The 15,611-nt window shown below is 71.8% G+C and carries 14 protein-coding genes; 7 read left to right on the plus strand and 7 right to left on the minus strand.

From position 1 onward, the window contains the following. Positions 1-116 precede the first annotated feature (116 nt). From AB0912_RS11195 to AB0912_RS11210, 4 genes are all read left to right on the plus strand, one after another. On the plus strand, positions 117-278 hold the full coding sequence (locus AB0912_RS11195; protein ID WP_075033571.1) for a DUF4177 domain-containing protein: 162 nt from the start codon (positions 117-119) through the stop codon (positions 276-278). Beyond that, positions 275-745, plus strand: a complete 471-nt coding sequence (locus AB0912_RS11200) for a RidA family protein (protein ID WP_366698080.1) — start codon at positions 275-277, stop codon at positions 743-745. Before AB0912_RS11195 ends, AB0912_RS11200 begins: the two co-directional genes overlap by 4 nt. A gap of 222 nt (positions 746-967) precedes the next feature. Next, complete coding sequence (locus tag AB0912_RS11205) at positions 968-1,837, plus strand: NUDIX hydrolase (RefSeq protein WP_366698082.1); 870 nt, start codon at positions 968-970, stop codon at positions 1,835-1,837. After that, positions 1,834-2,664, plus strand: coding sequence for an MBL fold metallo-hydrolase (locus AB0912_RS11210; protein ID WP_366698084.1), 831 nt, complete (start codon positions 1,834-1,836; stop codon positions 2,662-2,664). Before AB0912_RS11205 ends, AB0912_RS11210 begins: the two co-directional genes overlap by 4 nt. Before the next feature lie 141 nt (positions 2,665-2,805). On the opposite strand, the gene AB0912_RS11215 is transcribed toward AB0912_RS11210, so the two are convergent. After that, positions 2,806-3,480 carry a Crp/Fnr family transcriptional regulator gene (locus AB0912_RS11215; protein WP_016642758.1) on the minus strand — a complete coding sequence of 225 codons (675 nt, stop codon included), beginning with the start codon at positions 3,478-3,480 and terminating at the stop codon, positions 2,806-2,808. A 336-nt stretch (positions 3,481-3,816) separates the two neighbouring features. Here AB0912_RS11215 and nth point away from each other — a divergent pair, with 336 nt between their 5' ends. The 3 genes from nth to AB0912_RS11230 are packed head-to-tail and all read left to right on the plus strand — an operon-like array spanning position 3,817 to position 6,959. Next, positions 3,817-4,980, plus strand: coding sequence for an endonuclease III (nth, locus tag AB0912_RS11220; protein WP_366698086.1), 1,164 nt, complete (start codon positions 3,817-3,819; stop codon positions 4,978-4,980). 52 nt (positions 4,981-5,032) lie between these two features. Continuing rightward, entirely contained in the window at positions 5,033-5,746 is a 714-nt protein-coding gene (locus tag AB0912_RS11225) for a CoA pyrophosphatase (RefSeq protein WP_366698088.1), read from the plus strand. Between the two features lie 13 nt (positions 5,747-5,759). Then, complete coding sequence (locus AB0912_RS11230; protein ID WP_366698090.1) at positions 5,760-6,959, plus strand: MarP family serine protease; 1,200 nt, start codon at positions 5,760-5,762, stop codon at positions 6,957-6,959. 24 nt (positions 6,960-6,983) lie between these two features. On the opposite strand, the gene AB0912_RS11235 is transcribed toward AB0912_RS11230, so the two are convergent. The 6 genes from AB0912_RS11235 to AB0912_RS11260 all read right to left on the minus strand — a co-directional run bounded on the left by AB0912_RS11235 (position 6,984) and on the right by AB0912_RS11260 (position 15,446). After that, a complete protein-coding gene (locus tag AB0912_RS11235; RefSeq protein WP_366698092.1) occupies positions 6,984-7,163 on the minus strand; it encodes a hypothetical protein in 180 nt (59 codons plus the stop codon). A gap of 161 nt (positions 7,164-7,324) precedes the next feature. Then, positions 7,325-8,272, minus strand: coding sequence for an alpha/beta hydrolase (locus tag AB0912_RS11240; protein ID WP_366698094.1), 948 nt, complete (start codon positions 8,270-8,272; stop codon positions 7,325-7,327). After that, a complete protein-coding gene (locus AB0912_RS11245) occupies positions 8,269-8,745 on the minus strand; it encodes a phage holin family protein (RefSeq protein WP_366698096.1) in 477 nt (158 codons plus the stop codon). Before AB0912_RS11245 ends, AB0912_RS11240 begins: the two co-directional genes overlap by 4 nt. Before the next feature lie 43 nt (positions 8,746-8,788). Continuing rightward, positions 8,789-10,186 (minus strand): Na+/H+ antiporter NhaA, encoded by a 1,398-nt coding sequence (gene nhaA, locus AB0912_RS11250; RefSeq protein ID WP_366698098.1) that lies wholly within the window; start codon positions 10,184-10,186, stop codon positions 8,789-8,791. A 380-nt stretch (positions 10,187-10,566) separates the two neighbouring features. Continuing rightward, positions 10,567-12,567, minus strand: coding sequence for an acetate--CoA ligase (gene acs, locus AB0912_RS11255; protein WP_366698100.1), 2,001 nt, complete (start codon positions 12,565-12,567; stop codon positions 10,567-10,569). A 452-nt stretch (positions 12,568-13,019) separates the two neighbouring features. Continuing rightward, on the minus strand, positions 13,020-15,446 hold the full coding sequence (locus AB0912_RS11260) for a SulP family inorganic anion transporter (protein WP_366698102.1): 2,427 nt from the start codon (positions 15,444-15,446) through the stop codon (positions 13,020-13,022). Positions 15,447-15,611: the final 165 nt, after the last annotated feature.

Below are 15,611 nucleotides of genomic sequence, written 5' to 3' on the forward strand. Positions count from 1 at the left end.
ACAAGCTGCGCGCGGCACGGGGACGAGGTGGCCGCGCGGGGCGGGGACGAGGTGGCCGCGCGGGGTGGGTCACCGGGGGCGGGAAGCGATCCGCGGCAGCGGATACAGTCGGCCACATGACCAAGTGGGAATACGCAACCGTGCCGCTGCTCGTCCATGCCACGAAGCAGATTCTGGACACCTGGGGCGAGGACGGCTGGGAGCTCGTCCAGGTCGTGCCCGGGCCGAACAACCCCGAGCAGCTCGTGGCCTACCTGAAGCGCGAGAAGTCCGCATGAGCGGGGCGGTCGAGGCGAAGCTCGCCGAGCTGGGGCTGACGCTGCCGGGCGTCGTCCCGCCGCTCGCGGCCTACCAGCCCGCCGTGCAGTCGGGCGTGTACGTGTACACCGCCGGCCAGCTTCCGATGGTGGACGGGAAGCTTCCGGTCACCGGGAAGGTGGGTGCCGAGGTCACCGCCGAGGAGGCCAAGGAACTGGCCCGGACGTGCGCGCTGAACGCGCTGGCCGCCGTGAAGTCGGTCGTGGGCGACCTGGACCGCATCGCGCGGGTCGTGAAGGTGGTGGGCTTCGTCGCCTCCGCCGCGGACTTCACCGGGCAGCCGGGCGTGCTGAACGGGGCGAGCGAGCTGCTGGGCGCGGTGCTCGGCGAGAAGGGCGTGCACGCGCGGAGCGCGGTCGGCGTGGCCGTGCTGCCGCTGGACGCGCCGGTGGAGGTCGAGATCCAGGTGGAACTCACCCGCGCGTAGCCCTCCGGGTGGGTGCGGTGGGCGGTACCTGTCCGGCACGGCCCCTCCCGCCGGCCGCCGGGTGCGGGCCGTGCGGGGCTGGTTTTCAGCCCCTCCGGCGTTTGAGGAGCGGGGTCCGGGCCGGAGCCCCGGGTTCGGGTCGGGCCGGGGCGGAGGGGGCGAAAAGGGCCTGTGGGGCGGTGGGGTCTCGAACATCCGCCCGGCTCGGGATAGCCTCCGGCCATGGGGAATGGGCAGTGGTTTCCGGCGGACTGGCCGGAGCGGATCCGGGCTCTCACGGAGGGCACGCTGACACCGGTCACCCCCCGGCGCGCGGCCACCGTGATCCTCGTCAAGGACACCAGGACCGGCCCCATGGTGCACATGCTCCGCAGACGCGCCTCCATGGCCTTCGCCGGAGGCGCGTACGCGTATCCCGGCGGCGGGGTGGACCCCCGCGACGACGAGCGCCAGATCGCCTGGGCAGGCCCCACGCGCGCGTGGTGGGCCGAGCGCCTGGGCGTGGACGAGACCTCGGCGCAGGCCGTCGTCTGCGCGGCCGTACGGGAGACGTACGAGGAGGCGGGCGTCCTGCTCGCTGGCCCCACCCCGGACACCGTGGCCGGGGACACGACCGGCGACGACTGGGAGGCCGACCGGGCCGCCCTGGTCGCCAGGGACCTGTCCTTCGCCGAGTTCCTCGCCCGCCGGGGCCTGGTGCTCCGCTCGGACCTGCTCGGGGCGTGGGCCCGCTGGATCACCCCCGAGTTCGAGTCCCGCCGCTACGACACGTGGTTCTTCGTGGCCGTCCTCCCGGAGGGCCAGCGCACGCGCAACGCCTCCACGGAGGCCGACCGGACCGTGTGGATCCGCCCCGCCGACGCGATCGCCGGCTACGACAAGGGCGAGCTGCTGATGATGCCGCCCACCATCGCGACGCTCCGGAGTGTCGCCGAGCACCGGAGCGCCGCCGCCGCCCTCGCCGCCGCCGCTGCCCGTGACATGACCCCCGTTTTGGCGTCGGCGCGCCTGGAGGACGGCGAGGTCGTCCTCTCCTGGCCCGGACACGACGAGTTCACGAAGCACATCCCGACGGGCGGAGCCTCCGCATGACCGACGCAGCCGCCCTCCCCGGACAGCCCCGAGGCGCCGTCCTCTCGGGCCCCGCCACCGCGCGCGCGGTGAACGTCCTCGCCCCCAACCCCTCCGCGATGACCCTGGACGGCACGAACACCTGGATCGTGTCCGAGCCGGACTCCGAACTCGCGGTGGTCATCGACCCCGGGCCCCTGGACGACGTCCACCTGCGGAACGTGCTCGACACGGCCGAGAAGGCCGGCAAGCGCGTCGCGCTGACCCTCCTGACGCACGGACACCCCGACCACGCCGAGGGCGCGGCCCGGTTCGCCGAGCTGAGCGGTACGAAGGTGCGGGCCCTGGACCCGGCGCTGCGGCTGGGCGACGAGGGGCTCGCCCCGGGCGAGGTGATCACCGTCGGCGGACTCGAACTCGGTGTCGTCGCCGCCCCGGGCCACACCGCCGACTCGCTGTGCTTCCATCTCCCGGCCGATCAGGCCGTACTGACCGGGGACACCGTCCTCGGGCGCGGTACGACCGTGGTGGCCCACCCCGACGGCCGCCTGGGCGACTATCTCGACTCGCTGCGCCGGCTGCGGTCCCTCACGGTCGACGACGGCGTCCACACGGTGCTGCCCGGACACGGCCCGGTACTGGAGGACGCCCAGGGCGCCGTCGAGTTCTACCTCGCCCACCGCGCCCACCGGCTCGCCCAGGTCGAGACGGCCGTCGAGGACGGTCACCGCTCCCCGGAGGCGGTCGTCGCCCACGTCTACGCGGACGTCGACCGCTCCCTGTGGCCCGCCGCCGAACTCTCCGTCCGGGCCCAGATGGAGTACCTGCGCGAACACGGGCTCATCTAGCCGCCCACCCCCGGCGGCCTCATCTAGCCGCCTACCCCGGGCGGGCTCATCCGGCTGCCCACCCCGGGGGCGGACGATGGGAACGGCGACGGGGCCCCGCCTCGGAAGAGACAGGACCCCGTCGTCGTACGGCCGAACGGGTCAGCGCGAGCGCTTGGCGAGCCGCTCGACGTCGAGCAGGATCACCGCGCGGGCCTCCAGGCGGAGCCAGCCGCGGCCCGCGAAGTCGGCGAGCGCCTTGTTGACGGTCTCCCGGGAGGCGCCGACGAGCTGGGCCAACTCCTCCTGCGTGAGGTCGTGCACGACGTGGATGCCCTCTTCCGACTGCACGCCGAAGCGGCGCGACAGGTCCAGAAGGGCGCGCGCGACACGGCCGGGCACGTCGGAGAAGACCAGGTCGGACATCTGGTCGTTGGTCTTGCGCAGCCGCCGGGCGACGGCGCGCAGCAGGGCGGCGGCCACCTCGGGCCGCGCGTTCAGCCACGGCTGGAGGTCGCCGTGGCCGAGGCCGAGCAGCTTGACCTCGGTGAGGGCGCTGGCGGTCGCCGTGCGCGGACCCGGGTCGAACAGCGACAGCTCGCCGATCAGCTCGCCGGGGCCGAGAACGGCCAGCATGTTCTCGCGTCCGTCGGGGGAGGTGCGGTGAAGCTTCACCTTGCCCTCGGTGACCACGTACAGGCGGTCTCCGGGGTCCCCTTCATGGAAGAGAGCATCGCCACGCGCGAGCGTCACCTCACTCATGGAGGCGCGGAGCTCCGCGGCCTGCTCATCATCGAGCGCCGCGAAGAGCGGGGCGCGCCGCAGAACGTCGTCCACGAGTTCTCTCCTTGTCGACCTGCTCAGGGGATGTCGTTCCCCCTTGGTACCAGGGGACCGTGTTCCCCATCTTGCCGGACGGTCCAAACAGTGTGATCAGTCACAAGTCTGCCGCACTGGCGTGCCAGTGAGTGCGGCAGGGGGCCAATTGGGGGCCGATCTTCAGGGTCCGGGGCGGATGTCGGTGCCGGGCTCTAGGCTGGCCGGGTGTCCAAATCGCCGGTGAGAGCACAGGCCAAGGGGGCTGGGCGGATGGTTGTACGTCGCGATTCCGCTGTGGGCGAACAGGCCCCCGACGGAACCAAAGAGCCGACAAAAGCGACAAAGTCGACACCGGTGGCGTCGGCCGCCAAGAAGGTGACGCCCACTAAGACAGCGTCCAAGGGGGCCGTCTCTGACAAGGGCGCCTCTGGCAAGGGCGCCTCCGGCAAGGGCACCGCCAAGAGGGCGGTGTCCAAGAAGGGCGCGCCTGCGAAAACCGTCGCCAAGAAGGCCGCCCCCGTGAAAGCGGCGGCCAAGAAGAGCGCGCCCGGGAAAGCAGGAGTCAAGAAGACAGCCCTTTCGAAGACGGCCCCTGCGAAAACGGCCCCTTCGAAAACAGCGGCCAAGAAGGTCACCGGCACCAAGGCCGCCACCAAGGGCGCCACCAAGGCCAGTACCAAGCCCGGCACCAAGCCCGCCGCCAATAAGGCCCCGCCCGCGCGGCCCCTCGCCGCCCCGCCGCGCGACGAGTCGCACACCGCCCTCGTCCGCCGGGCGCGCCGCATCAACCGCGAGCTGGCCGAGGTGTACCCGTACGCCCACCCGGAGCTGGACTTCCAGAACCCCTTCCAGCTCATCGTGGCCACGGTGCTCTCCGCGCAGACCACCGACCTCAGGGTGAACCAGACGACACCGGCGCTCTTCGCCAAGTACCCGACCCCCGAGGACCTCGCCGAGGCCAACCCGGAGGAGGTCGAGGAGATCCTGCGCCCCACCGGGTTCTTCCGGGCCAAGACCAAGTCGGTCATAGGGCTCTCCAAGGCACTGCGGGACGACTTCGGGGGAGAGGTGCCAGGGCGGCTCGAAGACCTCGTCAAGCTCCCCGGAGTGGGCCGCAAGACCGCCTTCGTCGTGCTGGGGAACGCGTTCGGGCGCCCCGGGATCACCGTGGACACCCATTTCCAGCGGCTGGTGCGGCGCTGGCAGTGGACCGATCAGACCGAGCCGGAGAAGATCGAGGCGGCCGTCGGGGAGCTGTTCCCCAAGAGCGAGTGGACGATGCTGTCGCACCACGTGATCTTCCACGGCCGCCGCATCTGCCACGCTCGCAAGCCGGCCTGCGGGGCCTGCCCGATCGCCCCGCTCTGCCCGGCGTACGGGGAGGGCGAGACCGACCCGGAGAAGGCGAAGAAGCTCCTCAAGTACGAGAAGGGCGGCTTCCCCGGCCAGCGGCTCAACCCCCCGCAGTCCTATCTGGACGCGGGAGGCATCCCCGCACCTCCACTGGGCGCCGGATGACGGAACGAACAGGGCCCCGGCGGGCGTTGGGAACAGCAGAACGGGGGTGGCGATGACGCGCACGGGCAACACACGGGACGCGAGCGAGACGCGGGGCGGACAGGTGGACCTCTCCAGGGACGGGCTGCCCGACTGGCTGACCCCGGTCGCGCGCGCCGCGGACACGGTCGAGCCGCTCCAGCTCAGCCGCTTCCTGCCGCCGGCGAACGGCTCGGGCCGCCAGTCCGCGGTGCTCATCCTCTTCGGCGAGGGCGCGCGCGGCCCCGAGCTGCTGCTCATGGAGCGCGCCGGCACCCTCAGATCGCACGCCGGGCAGCCGTCGTTCCCCGGCGGCGCCCTCGACCCCCAGGACGGCGATCCGGCGGGCGAGGGCCCGCTGCGCGCCGCCCTGCGCGAGGCGGAGGAGGAGACCGGTCTCGACCCGACCGGAGTCCAGCTCTTCGGCGTGCTGCCCAGGCTGTACATCCCGGTGAGCCACTTCGTGGTGACGCCGGTCCTCGGATGGTGGCGCAGGCCCACCCCGGTCGGTGTCGTCGACCCGGGAGAGACGGCCCGGGTCTTCACGGTCCCCGTGGCGGATCTCACGGACCCGGCCAACCGCGCGACCACCGTGCACCCCAGCGGGCACCGAGGTCCGGCATTTCTGGTCGAATCGGCCCTGGTCTGGGGCTTCACGGCCGGGGTGATCGACAAGATCCTGCACTTCGCGGGCTGGGAGCGCCCCTGGGACCGCGAGAAGCAGGTCCCGCTCGACTGGCGCGCATGACAAGGTGACCTCCGTGAATGTGCTGGACATCCTGTTGCTGGTCGCCGCCGTGTGGTTCGCGATCGTGGGCTATCGCCAGGGCTTCGTCGTCGGCATCCTGTCGGTGATCGGCTTCCTGGGCGGTGGCCTCGTCGCCGTCTATCTGCTCCCGGTGATCTGGGGCTGGGCGACCGAGGACAGCCAGGTGAGCACGACCGCGGCCGTCGTCGCGGTGATCGTCGTGATCGTCTGCGCCTCCGTCGGCCAGGCCCTCACCACCCACCTCGGCAACAAGCTGCGCCGGTACATCACCTGGTCACCCGCGCGCGCCCTGGACGCGACGGGCGGCGCCCTGGTGAACGTCCTGGCGATGCTCCTGGTGGCCTGGCTGATCGGCTCGGCCCTCGCGGGCACCACGCTGCCGACCCTCGGCAAGGAGGTCCGCAGCTCCAAGGTGCTGCTCGGCGTGTCCCGCGCGCTGCCCACCCAGGCCAACACCTGGTTCGCCGACTTCTCCTCGGTCCTCGCGCAGAACGGCTTCCCGCAGGTCTTCAGCCCCTTCGCCAACGAGCCCATCCGGGAGGTCCGGCCGCCGGACCCGGCGCTCGCCGCCAGTCCCGTGGCCGTCCGCGCCCAGCGCTCCATCGTCAAGGTCATGGGCACCGCCCAGAGCTGCGGCAAGGTCCTCGAAGGCACCGGCTTCGTCTTCGGCGACCGCCGCGTGATGACCAACGCGCACGTGGTCGGCGGGGTGGACGAGCCGACGGTCCAGATAGGCGGAGAGGGCCGGAAGTACGACGCCAAGGTCGTCCTGTACGACTGGGAGCGCGACATCGCCGTCCTCGACGTACCGGACCTGAAGGCGCCCGCGCTGCGGTTCAGCACCGAGGACGCGAACAGCGGGGACAGCGCGATCGTGGCGGGCTTCCCGCAGAACGGCTCGTACAACGTGCAGCCGGCGCGGGTGCGGGGCCGCATCACGGCCAACGGGCCGGACATCTACCACCGCAAGACGGTGCGCCGTGACGTGTACTCGCTGTACGCGACGGTCCGTCAGGGCAACTCCGGCGGACCGCTGCTGACACCCGAGGGCAAGGTGTACGGAGTGGTCTTCGCGAAGTCGCTCGACGACGCCGACACCGGCTACGCGCTCACCGCCGACGAGATCCAGCAGGACATCGCCAAGGGGCGCACGGCCAACCAGCAGGTGGACAGCGACAGCTGCGCGCTCTGACCGGCCGGCCGGTGAGGGATGGCGTCAGCCGCGGGGGTGGCGGATCCGCACCGTGACCCAGCGGGCCCGGCGGCGCAGAATGCGCGGAATCCCCACGCGAGGATCGGCACCCGCCAGTTGCGGGGTGCCCCTCTGATGGGAGCTCAGACCCGAGGCCGAGCGGCGATTGCGTGCTGCGTCACTGTAGTCGTGCGTCCAGCCCATACCCCGACGTCTGCCCGGGCCCCAAGGTCCATAACCGCGCCCAGGGCGCCCAATTGGCCTATGCGTCAGGCAATTGGCTGTTCGAGGAACAGGTGTTCACCGTCCGCGCGCCGGGTGGGATACGGCCCGTGTTCGGATGGTTTCGCAGGGCTGACCGGGCGTCACCGGTCGGGTTCCGGGTCCTTCAGCCAGTTGATCAGTTCGGTGGAGAAGGCGACCGGGTCCTCCTCGTGCGGGAAGTGCCCGAGCCCGTCGAACAGCCGCCAGCGGTAAGGCGCTTCGACGTACTGGCCCGAGCCGGCCGCGCTGCGCGTCCGCATCACCGGATCGAGCGAGCCGTGCAGATGCAGGGTCGGCACGCGCACCGGCCGCTTCATCCGCCGGTTGAACTGGATGCCGTCCGGCCGCGCCATGGACCGCACCATCCACCGGTACGGCTCGATCGAACAGTGCGCGGTCGACGGGATGCACATCGCGCGGCGGTACGTCTCCACGGCGTCGTCGTCCGGCTGCCTCGGCCCCGACCACTCCCGGACCAGACGGCCCACCAGGGCGCCCTCGTCCGCGACGAGTTGGCGCTCGGGGAGCCAGGGGCGCTGGAACCCCCAGATGTAGGAGCCGGCCGAGGTCTGCCGGACGTCGGAGAGCATGGCGGAGCGCCAGCGCCGAGGATGCGGCATGGACGACACGGCGAGCCGGCGGACCAGCTTGGGCCGCATGACGGCCGCGGTCCACGCGAGATAGCCGCCCAGGTCGTGCCCGACCAGCGCGGCGTCGGGCTCGCCGAGCGACCGGATGACGCCGGTGATGTCGAGCGCCAGGTTGGCCGGGTCGTAACCGCGCGGGGTGCGGTCGCTGCCGCCGACGCCCCGCAGGTCCATGGCGACCGCCCGGTAGCCGGCGTCGGCGAGCGCTCCGAGCTGGTGCCGCCAGGTCCACCAGAACTGCGGGAACCCGTGCAGCAGCAGTACGAGCGGGCCGTCGCCGGCCTCGGCGATGTGGAAGCGCGCGCCGTTGGCGGCCACGTCCCGGTGGATCACCGCGCGTCCGGGAAGGTCGATCCGAACGACGGAGGCGGGTTGGGCCGAAGGTGTGGCGGGGTCCGTCATGAGGACGAGCGTGCCACAGCCTCGATGGCGTTCTCGACCGGTTCGGGCCGGGGGTGCGGCTTGGCGTTCGGCAGCACGGCCGCCGTCTCCTTCACGGAGGCGGCCACCTTCTGCGGACCCTGGCTCTTCTTGACCTTCTTCGCGAAGAACACCCCGATCAGCGCGAGTACGGCCGCGACCAGCACGTTCGCCGCGAACGACAGCAGGAAGCAGATCGCGAGGTTCCAGTGGCTCCAGGTCCGGATGCCGTAGGCGAGGGCGAAGCTGAGCATCGGCAGGGAGAAGATCAGCACGCCGATCGCCGCCGAGAACGCCCCGCCGCTGACCGCGCCGCGCTTGACGTCCTGCTTGAGCTGCGCCTTCGCCAGCGCGATCTCGTCATGCACCAGCGCGGACATCTCGGTCGTCGCCGAGGCGAACAACTGGCCGATGCTGCGTTCGGCGCCGACCGGGCTGCCGTCGGGTGCGCTCATCGCGATCTCCCTCTTCTGCATGTGTTTGTACGGTCCTGTCAGATCATGCCGGACCGTCGTTCTGCTCGCTTGCCCCACCCGCCACTTCGGCAAGCCTGCGGTGGGCCGCGGCCTTGCGTTCGTAGATCTCGGCCATGCGCAGGTGGTACGCCGGGTCGTCCTGTTCGTAGATGTCGGGGATGCCGTCGTGGTCCTCGTCGCGCTCCTCCGCCTCGTACAGCGCACGGTACTTGGCGTTGCGTATCTTCAGCAGGACCGTGGCGAGGACGGTCGCGATGAGCGAGCCGGTCAGGACGGCGGCCTTGGTCTCGTCGGTGAGGTCCGTGTCGCCGGCGAAGGCGAGTTCGCCGATGAGCAGCGAGACGGTGAAGCCGATGCCGGCCAGGGTGGCGACGGCCGCGACATCGGCCCACGCGAGGTCCTCGCTGAGCGAGGCCCGGGTGAAACGGGCCGTCAGCCACGTACCGCCGAAGATGCCGACGGCCTTGCCGACGACGAGTCCGAGGACGACACCGAGCGTCTCGGGGCGGGTGAACACATGCCCGATCGCCCCTCCGGAGACCGAGACGCCCGCGCTGAACAACGCGAACAGCGGCACGGCGAGCCCCGCCGACAGCGGGCGCACGAGGTGTTCGATGTGCTCGCCGGGGGAGTGCTCCTCGCCTTCGCGCGGGTGGCAGCGCAGCATCAGGCCCATCGCGACACCGGCGACGGTTGCGTGGATGCCGCTGTTGTACATCAGCCCCCAGATCACGAGGGCGAGCGGGACGTAGACGTACCAGCCGCGTACGCCCTTGCGGAGCAGCAGCCAGAAGACGCCGAGTCCGGCGACGGCCCCGCCGAGGGCGGGCAGGCTGATGGAGTCGCTGAAGAAGACCGCGATGATCAGGATCGCCAGCAGGTCGTCGACGACGGCGAGGGTGAGCAGGAAGGCGCGCAGCGCGGACGGCAACGACGTCCCGATGACGGCGAGTACGGCGAGCGCGAAGGCGATGTCGGTGGCGGTGGGGACGGCCCAGCCGTCGAGGGACCCGCCGCCGACCACGTTGGTGAGGGCGTAGACGGCCGCGGGCACCGCCATGCCGCAGACGGCCGCGGCGACGGGCAGCAGCGCCGCCTTGGGGTCGCGCAGCTCCCCGGCCACCAGTTCGCGCTTCAGCTCGATTCCGGCGACGAAGAAGAAGACGGCGAGCAGGCCGTCGGCCGCCCAGTGCTCCACCGACAGGTCGAGTCCGAGGGCGGCGGGGCCGAGGTGGAAGTGCGAGACGCTCGCGTAGCTGTCCCGGGCCGGTGTGTTGGCCCAGACGAGTGCGGCGACGGCCGCGATCAGCAGGAGGACACCGCCGACGGTCTCGGCGCGCAACGCGTCCGCGACGAAGTTGCGTTCGGGCAGCGGGATGCGTCCGAAGACCTTACGGGGGGTGGTGCGGGGCGCGGCCACGGCGAGGACCTCCGGTCGAGCAGGCAGGACTGAGCACTCGCCGACCAGACTTCCCGGCACACCATGATGGATCTTGTCGCGTCTTTACTTTCCGCCCACCTTAACCAACCCGCGGCCCGGTCGGCACCGGGGTGTTCACATTACGGGTAAATCGGATGGTGGGAGTGGTGGAGGGGGGACGGAGCGCACGCCGAGGCGCGGGGCGGGGCGGGCGTGGGGCGCGGGGCGCGGGGCGGCGCGAGGGCGGGGCGCGCGAGGCCGTCCGGGCGCGCGCGAAAGGTGGCGGAACTCCGGGAACCGGAAGCTCCGCCACCCCTCGGGCGGCCTCACGGGAGCAAAGGCCCGGAAGGCCCTGCGTCCCGTCTCTCCTGTGTCCTGGGTCAGTCCTCGGTGGATGTGCTGGGGAGCTTGGCCTGGATGAGGTCCATGACGGTGGAGTCGGTGAGGGTGGTGACGTCGCCGAGTTCGCGGTTCTCGGCGACGTCGCGCAGGAGGCGGCGCATGATCTTGCCGGAGCGGGTCTTGGGGAGTTCGGCGACCGGGAGGATCCGGCGGGGTTTGGCGATCGGGCCGAGGGTGGCGCCGACGTGGTTGCGCAGGTCGGCGACGAGGCCTTCGTCCTCGGCGCTGGCGGTGCCGCGCAGGATGACGAACGCGACGATGGCCTGACCGGTCGTCTCGTCGGCGGCGCCGACGACGGCCGCCTCGGCGACCGAGGGGTGCGAGACGAGAGCGGACTCGACCTCGGTGGTGGAGATGTTGTGCCCGGACACCAGCATCACGTCGTCGACCCGGCCCAGCAGCCAGATGTCGCCGTCCTGGTCCTTCTTCGCCCCGTCACCGGCGAAGTACTTGCCCTCGAAACGGGACCAGTAGGTGTCCAGGAACCGCTGGTCGTCACCCCAGATGGTGCGCAGCATGGACGGCCAGGGTTCGGTCAGCACCAGGTAGCCGCCTCCGCCGTCGGGGACCTCGTTGGCCTCGTCGTCGACGACGGTGGCCGCGATCCCGGGCAGCGGGCGCTGTGCGGAGCCGGGCTTGGTGGCGGTGACGCCGGGCAGCGGGGAGATCATCATGGCGCCGGTCTCGGTCTGCCACCAGGTGTCCACGATCGGCGCCTTGTCGGCGCCGATGTGCTTGCGGTACCACATCCACGCCTCGGGGTTGATCGGTTCGCCGACCGAGCCCAGGACGCGCAGGGAGGACAGGTCGAACTTCGCGGGGATGTCGTCGCCCCACTTCATGAAGGTGCGGATCGCGGTGGGCGCGGTGTAGAGGATGCTCACCCCGTACTTCTGCACGATCTCCCAGAAGCGGCCCTGGTGCGGGGTGTCGGGGGTGCCCTCGTAGATGACCTGGGTGGCGCCGTTGGAGAGCGGCCCGTAGGTGATGTAGGAGTGGCCGGTGACCCAGCCGATGTCGGCCGTGCACCAGTACACGTCCGTTGCCGGCTTCAGGTCGAAGACGGCGTGGTGGGTGTAGGAGGCCTGGGTGAGATAGCCGCCCGAGGTGTGCAGGATGCCCTTCGGCTTCCCCGTCGTCCCCGAGGTGTAGAGGATGAACAGCGGGTGCTCGGCGTCGAACGCCTCCGGGGTGTGCTCGGCCGACTGGCGGCCCACGATGTCGTGCCACCACACGTCCCGGCCCTCGCTCCAGGCGACGTCCTCGCCGGTGCGGCGGACGACCAGGACCTTGTCCACCCCCTCGACGCGGCTGACCGCCTCGTCGACGGCCGGCTTCAGCGCGGAGGGCTTGCCGCGCCGGTAGCCGCCGTCGGCGGTGATGACGAGCTTGGCGTCCGCGTCCTGGATACGGGTGGCGATGGCGTCGGCGGAGAACCCGCCGAAGACCACCGAGTGCGCGGCCCCGATCCGCGCGCAGGCCAGCATCGCCACGACGGCCTCGGGGATCATCGGCAGGTAGACGGCGACCCGGTCGCCCGAGCCGACACCCAGTTCGGTCAGCGCGTTCGCGGCCCGGCTGACCTCGTCCTTCAGCTCCGCGTACGTGATCGCCCGGCTGTCACCGGGCTCACCCTCGAAGTGGATCGCGACCCGGTCACCGTGACCGGCCTCGACATGCCGGTCCACACAGTTGTAGGCGACGTTCAGCTTCCCGTCCGCGAACCACTTCGCGAACGGCGGATTCGACCAGTCCAGCGTCTCGGTCGGCTCGACCGCCCACGCCAGCCGACGCGCCTGCTCCGCCCAGAACCCCAGCCGGTCAGCCCTGGCCCGCTCATACGCCTCCGCGGTCACATTGGCGTCCGCCGCCAAAGCGGCGGGCGGCGCGAACCTGCGCTCTTCCTTCAGCAGGTTGGCCAGGCTTTCGTTGCTCACGACATCTCCCTTTCCCAGGGTGTCCGTTGTGTCCCAGGCCACAGCTCATCAGACCGGGGGCCCGGTGACAAGGGTCGTCCCCAAATTGGTTTAGACCTATGCTCCGTCGTCCCTCCGGTCCGTCGGCCCCGCGGCGCGTCCACGCCCCGGGCGCGGCCCGGCTGTACCTCACGAGATCACACGAGGCCTGTCGCCGTGGCAGCCGGGGCCACACTCCGAGGCACGTACGGCGCGGTCCCCGGGTTCACGGAACACCCGTCCCGGCCCGTGCTCATCCCAGGGTGCCCCGCACTCATCCCGGGGTGAGGGCCAGATCCAGGGCGAGGGCGCGGGGACGAGGGTGACGGTGAGGCGCCGAGGACGAGGCCGGCCCCGAGGGCGACGGTGAGGCACCGAGGACGAGGCCGGCGCCGAGGGGCGAGGTCCGGCCGCGGATGTGGCGCGCGGCCCCGCCGACCAGAGCCCCGCCGACCAAGGCCGCGCACCACCGCCGGTCACGCGGGACGCCGCGCCCCGTCCACGGCTCCCACGTGATCGAACATCTCGGCCCGGCTGCCGCCGTCGCCGCGACCGCCCTCGCCGTCGTCACCGTCGGCCAGGAGATACGCCTGGGCCTCACCGACGTGGAAGTACATCCCGTGCAGTTCGAGAGCGCCTTCGCGCAGCGCCCGCGCGACGGAGTCGTGCGCCCGCAGATGCTCCAACTGCTGCACCACGTTGGTCAGACAGAGCCGCTCCACCGTGTCGGCGGGTGCCCGACCGGTGAGGCGCGGCTCCGGCCGGTCCTCGTCGGCCATCCGCTCCAGGCTCGGCCGCCCGTGCCGCAGCCACCGCTTCAGCGGAGTGAGGGCCCCACCGGGCTCGGACGCCAGCAGCGCCTGCATGGCCCCGCATCCGGAGTGCCCGCACACGGTGATGGACCGCACCTTGAGCACGTCCACGGCGTACTCGATGGCGGCGGCCACCGAGTCGTCCCCGCTCTCCTCGCCGGGCAACGGCACGAGGTTCCCCACGTTCCGCACGACGAAGAGGTCGCCCGGACCACTGGAGGTGATCATCGACGTGACGAGCCGGGAGTCGGCACAGGTCAGGAACAACTGGGACGGCCGCTGTCCCTCGCGGGCGAGCCGGGCCAGCTCCTCCCGTACGAGGGGCGCGGTGTTCCGCTGGAACGCGCTGATGCCGCGCGCCAGTTGGTGCCCACTCGGTCTGGACTCGCCCGCCTCCTGGTCCGGCCCGCCGGAGGTGTCGTCGGGCGAGACGGGCCCGGACCCCATGGCGGAGGAGACGGTGGAGGCGGCGGAGTCGTGGCAGTGGTGGTTGCGCCAGGGCGTCCAGGGGCGGCAGCGGCAGTGCGCGGAGTCCGCCGGCTCGGCGATCCGGGTCCCGGTCCGCCCGGTGATCTCCACCGTGCCGCCCCGGGCGGTGTGTGCGTTCTGCCAGTCCTGCAGGGACTCGTACGCTGCGTGGTCCATGAACGAGCCGTCCAGCTCCACGACGGTGTCCGCCCCGTGGGGGACGAGGTGGAGGGCGCGACTGAGCCGCGGCACCGCCAGGAACGTCAACTGCCCTCGTACACGGACGTGATGGACTCCTCCCTTCTCTTCGTGGGTGATGCGCGTGCGGGTGAGGCGGTGCAGGGCGACGCCGACGGCCACCAAGACCCCGAGCGCCACGCCCTCGAGGACCCCGAGGAACACGACGCCGAGCGTGGTGACGGCGTAGACCAGCACTTCGCGGTGGCGGGTGACCGTGCGGATGTGGTTCAGGGAAACCATCTGGATGCCGACGGCCATCACCAGGGCGGCGAGCGATGCGAGGGGGATCAGCTCCAGGATCGGGACCATCAGCAGCGCGGCAACTACTACGAAAACGCCGTGCAGCATCGTGGAGTTCCGGCTCACGGCGCCCGATTGGACATTCGCGGAGCTGCGGACGGCGACGCCGGCGACCGGCAGCCCGCCGAGCGCGCCGGAGACGACGTTGGCGGCGCCCTGGCCGAGCAGCTCCCGGTCGAGGGCGGAACGGCCGACGCGGGTCTGGAGTTCCGGACGGGCGCTCACCAGCTTGTCCACCGCGACGGCCCCGAGCAGCGACTGCACGCTGCACACCAGGGTCACGGTGAGGACGGCGGCGGCGACGCCGAGCACCGGGCCCTCGGGTAGTCCGGCCAGCGCGTGGCTGCTCCAGGAGGGCAGGTCGACTCTGGGCAGCGTCAGTCCGGCGAGCGAGGCGGCGGCGGTGGCGCCGGCGACGGCGACCAGGGCGGCGGGCACCTTGCGCAGCAGCCGGCCGGTGCGGCCCGGCAGGCGCGGCCAGGCGAACAGCAGCGCCAGCGTCAGCCCGCTCATGGCGACCGCGGCGGGCTGCGTGCGCGCCAGTTGGTCCGGGAGGGCGACGAGGTTGTCGAGGACGGCGCTCTGCGGCACGCCGCCGAGGACGATGTGCAGTTGGGCGACGGCGATGGTGACGCCGATGCCGGCGAGCATGCCGTGCACGATCGCGGGGCTGACGGCCAGCGCCGTGCGGGCCACGCGCAGGCAGCCGAGGCCGACTTGGGCGATTCCGGCGAGCACGGTGATGCCGCAGGTGGCGCGCCAGCCGTAGTGGTGGATCAGCTCGGCGGTGACGACCGTGAGGCCGGCGGCCGGGCCGCTGACCTGGAGCGGTGAGCCGCCGAGGCGCCCGGCCACGATTCCGCCGACGGCGGCGGCGACGAGGCCGGCCTGGAGCGGTGCGTCGGTGGCGAGGGCGATTCCGAGGGACAGCGGGAGGGCGATCAGGAAGACCGCGATCGAGGCCGACAGGTCCGCGCCTTCGACGCGGAACCGGCGGGGCGGGGTCGGTGGGGGACTGTGGGGCGGGTGGACAGGCGCGGGCCGAGTGGGGTCGGCGGCGCGAGTGGGGACGCAGGCAGACATGTTCCCGTCTCCTCCGGGGCAGCGCGGTCGCGGAACAGGTGGTCCCCCGTCCGAATGCGGCGGGGGGCGGGTCGCGGCCGTGGGTCACGGCGTGCAGTGGCGGGATTTTCAACGCTCGGTAAATGGATCGTAATGCAGGGTAAAGGGTTGATGCGGTAAATCGGA

Origin of the sequence: Streptomyces sp. NPDC007084 (assembly GCF_040703595.1) — a bacterium.
Classification (GTDB): Bacteria; Actinomycetota; Actinomycetes; order Streptomycetales; family Streptomycetaceae; genus Streptomyces.

Bases quoted from the DNA above. Each gene is read 5' to 3' on its own strand.
- AB0912_RS11195 (WP_075033571.1), top strand. From the start codon at position 117: ATGACCAAGTGGGAATACGCAACCGTGCCGCTGCTCGTCCATGCCACG.
- AB0912_RS11200 (WP_366698080.1), top strand. From the start codon at position 275: ATGAGCGGGGCGGTCGAGGCGAAGCTCGCCGAGCTGGGGCTGACGCTG.
- AB0912_RS11205 (WP_366698082.1), top strand. From the start codon at position 968: ATGGGGAATGGGCAGTGGTTTCCGGCGGACTGGCCGGAGCGGATCCGG.
- AB0912_RS11210 (WP_366698084.1), top strand. From the start codon at position 1,834: ATGACCGACGCAGCCGCCCTCCCCGGACAGCCCCGAGGCGCCGTCCTC.
- AB0912_RS11225 (WP_366698088.1), top strand. From the start codon at position 5,033: ATGACGCGCACGGGCAACACACGGGACGCGAGCGAGACGCGGGGCGGA.
- AB0912_RS11235 (WP_366698092.1), bottom strand. From the start codon at position 7,163: ATGGGCTGGACGCACGACTACAGTGACGCAGCACGCAATCGCCGCTCG.
- AB0912_RS11240 (WP_366698094.1), bottom strand. From the start codon at position 8,272: ATGACGGACCCCGCCACACCTTCGGCCCAACCCGCCTCCGTCGTTCGG.
- AB0912_RS11245 (WP_366698096.1), bottom strand. From the start codon at position 8,745: ATGAGCGCACCCGACGGCAGCCCGGTCGGCGCCGAACGCAGCATCGGC.
- AB0912_RS11260 (WP_366698102.1), bottom strand. From the start codon at position 15,446: ATGTCTGCCTGCGTCCCCACTCGCGCCGCCGACCCCACTCGGCCCGCG.